This window comes from Fluviirhizobium alvei (assembly GCF_030551875.1).
GTDB classification, from domain to species: Bacteria; Pseudomonadota; Alphaproteobacteria; order Rhizobiales; family Rhizobiaceae; genus Rhizobium_E; species Rhizobium_E alvei.
Window position 1 is genome coordinate 133,985 of record NZ_JAUOZU010000017.1, and the last position, 6,010, is coordinate 139,994.

The 6,010-nt window shown below is 61.7% G+C and carries 5 protein-coding genes; 1 reads left to right on the forward strand and 4 read right to left on the reverse strand.

Going from position 1 to position 6,010, the window contains the following annotated elements:
• Window positions 1-5 precede the first annotated feature (5 nt).
• The 3 genes from Q4481_RS20985 to Q4481_RS20995 all read right to left on the reverse strand — a co-directional run bounded on the left by Q4481_RS20985 (window position 6) and on the right by Q4481_RS20995 (window position 4,347).
• Entirely contained in the window at window positions 6-755 is a 750-nt protein-coding gene (locus Q4481_RS20985) for a glutamine amidotransferase (RefSeq protein ID WP_304378358.1), read from the reverse strand.
• 21 nt (window positions 756-776) lie between these two features.
• A complete protein-coding gene (locus tag Q4481_RS20990; RefSeq protein ID WP_304378359.1) occupies window positions 777-2,639 on the reverse strand; it encodes an adenine deaminase in 1,863 nt (620 codons plus the stop codon).
• Between the two features lie 106 nt (window positions 2,640-2,745).
• Window positions 2,746-4,347 carry a GMC family oxidoreductase gene (locus tag Q4481_RS20995; protein WP_304378360.1) on the reverse strand — a complete coding sequence of 534 codons (1,602 nt, stop codon included), beginning with the start codon at window positions 4,345-4,347 and terminating at the stop codon, window positions 2,746-2,748.
• Window positions 4,348-4,529: 182 nt separating this feature from the next.
• On the opposite strand from Q4481_RS20995, the gene Q4481_RS21000 reads away from it, so the two are divergent.
• Window positions 4,530-5,225 (forward strand): L,D-transpeptidase, encoded by a 696-nt coding sequence (locus Q4481_RS21000; RefSeq protein ID WP_304378361.1) that lies wholly within the window; start codon window positions 4,530-4,532, stop codon window positions 5,223-5,225.
• Between the two features lie 56 nt (window positions 5,226-5,281).
• On the opposite strand, the gene Q4481_RS21005 is transcribed toward Q4481_RS21000, so the two are convergent.
• Window positions 5,282-6,010, reverse strand: a 729-nt coding sequence (locus Q4481_RS21005; protein WP_304378362.1) for an IS3 family transposase, incomplete at its 5' end; no start/stop codon positions are given.

Sequence of the window (6,010 nt, forward strand, 5' to 3'; positions counted from 1 at the left end):
TTGGCTTAGTCCTCTCCTGACAACCAACGGGTCAACTGGCTCCAGAACTGTCCATACTGGGGCCAGTTGACGAATTCCGGCGAGCCCCAGTGCGGCGAGCAATCGGACGCAAAAGCCGCGACCCGGCCGCCGCCATGCTGGCCGAGGACCAGGAACGGATCGGCGCCGCGTTCAAGCAGGGTTACGGACGCATCCTTGGCGATCAGTCGCTGGTAGCCGAGGAAATGCGGCCAGTGCCGGTCGATCCCGTCGAGTACCGGATGGTCCATCGTCACGATCGGGTTGATGCCTTCCGGGCATTCGACGCGATCGTCATGTCCCAGCATCTTCACTGGCAGCACATCGGCAAGCACGGTGTTGTGATAGCAGGCATTGCCGCCGAAGCCGGAAAAGCTCATGAAGCCGCCGACCATCAGCAGGCCGCCGCCTTCGGCGACATAATCGGCAATGACCTTGAGCGTGTTGGGTCGCCGGAGCGACCGCGTCAGCGTATCGGGGTGCAGCAGAAACGTATCGGCACCGATATCTGACAGGATCACCACGTCATAGACCTTGAGCGCCTCGACGGTGGTCGGGAAATGTTCGGGCACCAGATGGTTCGGCATGTAGGTGACCTCCATGCCGCCCGCTTCCAGGGCCCGGATCAGCGGTTTTCCGCCTTCCTCATAGGAACCGGTCGTATAGATGGAAAAACCTTTGAGATGCAGGCCGAGCGATGTCCAGGATTCGCCGGCGAGGAGAATTTTCAAGCTCATGTTCAGTCCTTGAGAGAGTGATTACCAGACGATCGGATGCGTCTGTCCGGTCTGGACATTGACGAAACCATTCGGTGCCTTTTCGTGCGGCGCCACGAGAACCCAGCGCCAGGGCGCACAGGTCAGTGTCGCGAAGATGAGATGTTCGGGAAAACCCGGAATCCAGTTCTTGTTGGCGGAAGGTTCGTACATCCACTCGACCTGATCGGCGATCTCGAGGAAGGCGCCCATTTCCTTGTCGAGGGCTTCGGCCGGCCGTGCCGTCATCAGGCCGCCGATTTCGAAATGCACCTCGGCGGCAATCCTGCCCCGATGCACCAGCACCCAGCCGCCGCCGGTCTCCGCCAGCCGGTTGACTGCCATGGCCATGGCTTCATCGGAAGAGCCGATCGACCAGATATTGTGGGAATCATGCGCCACCGAACAGGCCAGCGCCGTCTCCTCATCGGCAGGGCCACAACCGATCCAGAACATCGATGCCAGCTTGCCATCACCCGCATAACGATCGACGACCGAGAATTTGGTGATCTTGCGATCCGTATCGCGCACCACGACACCATCGACCACAGGCAGATCCATGGTGAGGAATTCCTCGTTCCAATGGAAAGGACGCAACACAGCTGCCTTCATGCTGGAGCGGCCAGGAGCGGCGGCAATTGAAAAATCGGCAGCCGTGAGGCGGCGCCCGAGATTGATCGTCCGGCTTGCCCAATCCGGCCAGTCGATCCGCGGCAGCGGGCCGAGATAGGTCTTGCCCTGCGAGACTTTCTGGCCGTCGGAATAGACGGCTGCGATCGAGATTGTCTCGACATCATCGAGCAGCACGATATCGGCATAGCGGCCCGGCGTGATCGACCCGACCCAGGCATCGATGCGCATATGGCGGGCCGGATTGATGGTGGCGCATTGAATGGCGATATCCGCCGGCACGCCATGTTCGATCGCGTGCCGCACATTATAATCGGAGGCCCCCTTGCGCAGCGTATCGGACGCGCTGCGGTCATCGGTGGTGAAGGCGATGTTGGACCAGTCGGTAAGGCCGCGTGCAATGAGGCCCGGCAGCACTTCGGGATAGTTGAAGGGCCGGATCTCGATGAAGACGCCGCGATTGAGCTTCTCCCAGGCCTCGTCGAGCGTCCAGACCTCATGGTCGGAGGAGAGGCCTGCTGCGGCATAGGCGCTTGCATCATGCGCTTCGACCAGACCCGATCCATGCCCCTCGATGACGCCGCGCTGTTCGACGGTGGCCCGCATCATGCCCCAGAGCCGCTCGTAGGACGGGTTCTCCGGATTCCAGACCGCCGGCCAGTCCATCACCTCATCGAGGCTGACCACCGAAAGATCGCCGGCCAGAAAATCGCGCTGCTCCTTATAGCCATAATAGCCGCCGGATGTTTCCCAGCCCGAAGGCGGTACCGCCGAACCCGGCTGGATGAAGATCTTGTGCGGGACGCCGAGCCGTCGCGCCCTCTGCCAGAATTCGCTGTTGCGACCGCCATTGACATTGGCAAATTCGTGGCTCGCCTCGCAGGTCCAGGTATTGCCGCGCGGCAGCACCATGGCGGCCTCGAATTCCGGCGTCAGATGCGAGCTTTCGATATGTTTGTGGACTTCGCCGAAACCCGGCACGGCGGCGAGATCCGGATAGTGGACCCGTTCGAGAACTTCGCCACGATAGGAGCCGGCCGGCCCGACAAAGGCGATACGGCGGCCCTTGATGACGATTTCACGGTCGAGATCCCAGGTGCGGCTATAGACATTGAAAAGGCGGCCGACGCGGATGGCAAGATCCGCCGGGCTCTTGCCGAGCGCGACGAGTGTCAGGTCCTGCCGGATCGTGCAATCGTCCGCAGCATTGAGGATAAGGTCTGGCGGTAAGGACAAGGCAGGCTCCCCAAGATGATTTCCAGCCTAGGATAGGCGAGATTTTCACCTTGTAAAGCGCTTTATCAAAATTCAATCGGCGCGTGCCGCCAAAGAACGGGAGAGGTCAGCGGTTGTCGACGATGATCATCTCTGCGGCCTTTTCGGCGATCATGATGGTAGGAGAATTGGTGTTGCCCGATGTGATGGTCGGCATCACCGATGCATCGGCAATGCGCAGGCGGCCAAGCGCCCTCAGTTTCAATCGCGGATCGACCACGCTTTGCCGATCCGAGCCCATGCGGGCCGTGCCGGTGGGATGGAAGATCGTGGTGCCGATTTCGCCAGCGGCGCGCACCAGGTCTGCCTCGCTTTCATAGGCTGGGCCGGGCTTGAATTCCTCCGGCTGGAAGCGGGCGAAGGCGGGCTGTCTGGCAATCTCGCGCGCCAGGCGGATCGAACGGACGGCGACGGCGCGGTCGCCTTCGGTCGCGAGATAGTTGGGCGAAATGGCGGGCGCCTGGCGCGGATCGGCATTTTTCACATGCACATGGCCGCGGCTTTCCGGCCTGAGGTTGCAGACGCTCGCCGTCATGGCCGGGAATGGATGGACGGGATCGCCGAACTTGTCGAGCGATACCGGCTGGACATGGAATTCGAGATCGGCCCGTTCGACATCCGGCCCCGAACGGGTGAAGATGCCGAGTTGGCTCGGCGCCATCGACATCGGGCCGGAACGTTTGAGCAGATATTCGAGACCGATGGCCGCCTTGCCGAAAAGCGAACTCGCCTTCTCATTCAAGGTCGGCACGCCCGTGACCTTGAAGACCAGCCGCAGCTGCAGATGATCCTGCAGGTTCTCGCCCACAGCCGGCACATCGCAGAGCGTTTCGATGCCGGCCTTCTGCAGCACGGCGCCGGGGCCGATGCCCGACAGTTCGAGCAGTTGCGGCGAGCCGATGGCGCCGGCGCTCAGAACCGTCTCGCGGCGGGCGAATGCCTGGCGCACACTGCCCTGATGATCGAACGCGACGCCCTTCACCTCGCCGCCCTCGATGATCAGCCGCCTTGCCTGCGCGCCTGTCAGGATCGTCAGGTTCTTGCGGTTTCTGGCCGGTCCGAGGAAGGCCTTGGAAGTGTTCCAGCGAATGCCGGAGCGCTGGTTGACATCGAAATAGCCCGATCCCTCATTGTCCCCGGTGTTGAAATCCTCGACCTTCGGAATGCCGAATTGCGCCGCCGCCTCCTGGAAAGCCTCGAGCACCGCCCAGCGAACGCGCGCCTTTTCCACCCGCCATTCGCCGCCGGCGCCATGCAGGTCGCTGGCGCCGCGATAGAAATCTTCCGATTTGCGGAACAAAGGCAACACATCGTCCCAGCCCCAGCCGGTGCAGCCGAGATCGCGCCACTGGTCATAGTCTGCCGCCTGGCCGCGCATGTAGATCATGCCGTTGATGGAGGACGAGCCGCCCAGCACGCGGCCGCGCGGATAGAGCAGCGAACGGCCATTGAGACCGGCTTCGGCCTCCGTCTTGAAGCACCAGTCGGTGCGCGGATTGTTGATGCAGTAGAGATAGCCGACCGGAATATGGATCCAGTGATAATTGTCGCGCCCGCCGGCCTCGAGCAGCAGAACGCGGGCCCGACCATCGGCCGAGAGGCGGTTGGCCAGCACGCAGCCGGCGCTGCCGGCCCCGACGACGATATAGTCGAATGGTTCTGCCTGCATGAAACTGCCTCCTCCGCCATGCACGTTCGATCACGTTTCATTCACGCGGTTTTTAGTGCAAGAACAAGGGCTGCTGCAAACAATCCGCAATTTTGCCCGGAACCTTAACCAAGGCAGACGCGTTATCAACATATAAATGGATAAGGCGTGCTGGTATGTATTTGACGCGGAGAGGTTTTTTGATGGCGGGTTCGGGGGCGGCGGCAATGACGCTTGCCGGCTGCGCGACCCAGAACAGGGCTGAAATCAAGCCGGTGGTGCAGTCGATGCCCGAAAATCCGGAAGCTGCTCTCCTCTATGCCGCCAAGCCTGATGAACAGTTCCCGCTGCCGGCCATTCCCTATCAGAAGGTCCCTGCCCGCTTCCATCGCCAGATGGTCGTCGATCCGACGGGCGAAGCGCCGGGAACGCTCGTCGTCGATACCGGCGGCCATTTCCTCTATTACACCTATCCCGGTGGCCAGGCGATGCGTTACGGCGTCGGCCTCGGGCGGGCGGGCTTTGCCTGGGCGGGACGCGGCGTGATCCAGTACAAGCGCAAATGGCCGCGCTGGACACCGCCCGACGAGATGATCGGCCGGCAGCCGGAATTGGCCAAATATGGTTCCGACATGGGCGGCATGCCGCCGGGGCTCGACAATCCGCTCGGTGCCCGCGCGCTCTACATTTTCCAGAATGGCGAGGATACGCTCTATCGCGTGCATGGCTCGCCGGAATGGTGGTCGATCGGAAAATCGGTATCATCCGGCTGCGTGCGGATGATCAACCAGGATGTCGTCGATCTGTTCGACCGCGTTCCCAACAAAACGCCCATTCTGGTGACGGATCTTTCGGCCCGTCCCGCGGTCGTCGATGAAATCGTGGCTTCGCCCGAATGACCTGAGACCCAAATTCCCTCCAGTTTTCGGGAGAGTCTCGGGTTTCTAATCTGGCCTCATGCGGCCTGTTTTTCCATAGCTATTCTCATTGCAAACTCGCTGGGGGTTATGTTGCCCAGCGACGAGTGGGGTCTGCTCCTGTTGTAATCCTCCTTCCATGCGTTGATGGCGGCTCTGGCCTGGGTGAGCGACGAGAACAGGGTCTCGTTGAGGCACTCGTCACGGAAGCTGCCGTTGAAGCTTTCGACGAAGCCGTTTTGCATCGGCTTGCCCGGCACGATGTAGTGCCAGTCGACCTTTGCTTCCTGGCACCATTTGAGGATGGCCAAGCTGGTCATCTCCGTGCCGTTGTCCGAGACGATGGTCCTCGGTTTGCCGCGTCTGGCGATGAGACTATCCAGTTCGCGGGCAAGCCGTGCCCCCGACAGGGATGTGTCGGCGACCAGGCACAGGCATTCACGGGTGAAGTCGTCGACCACCGCCAGAACACGGAACCGGCGGCCGTCGGTGAAGGCATCGCTGACGAAGTCCAGGCTCCAGCGCTCGCCCGGACGCGACGGCAGAGCCAGAGGACGTCTCGTTCCCAAGGCCCGCTTTCGGCCGCCACGCTTGCGCACCGTCAGCTTTTCCTCCCGATAGAGACGTCGAAGCTTCTTCAGGTTCATGACGATCCCCTGCCGGTCGAGCATGACGTGGATACGGCGATAGCCGAAGCGGCGGCGCTCTGACGCCACCTTCTTCATCGCCTCGCGGATCGAGGCATCGTCAGGCCGCACGCTGCGATA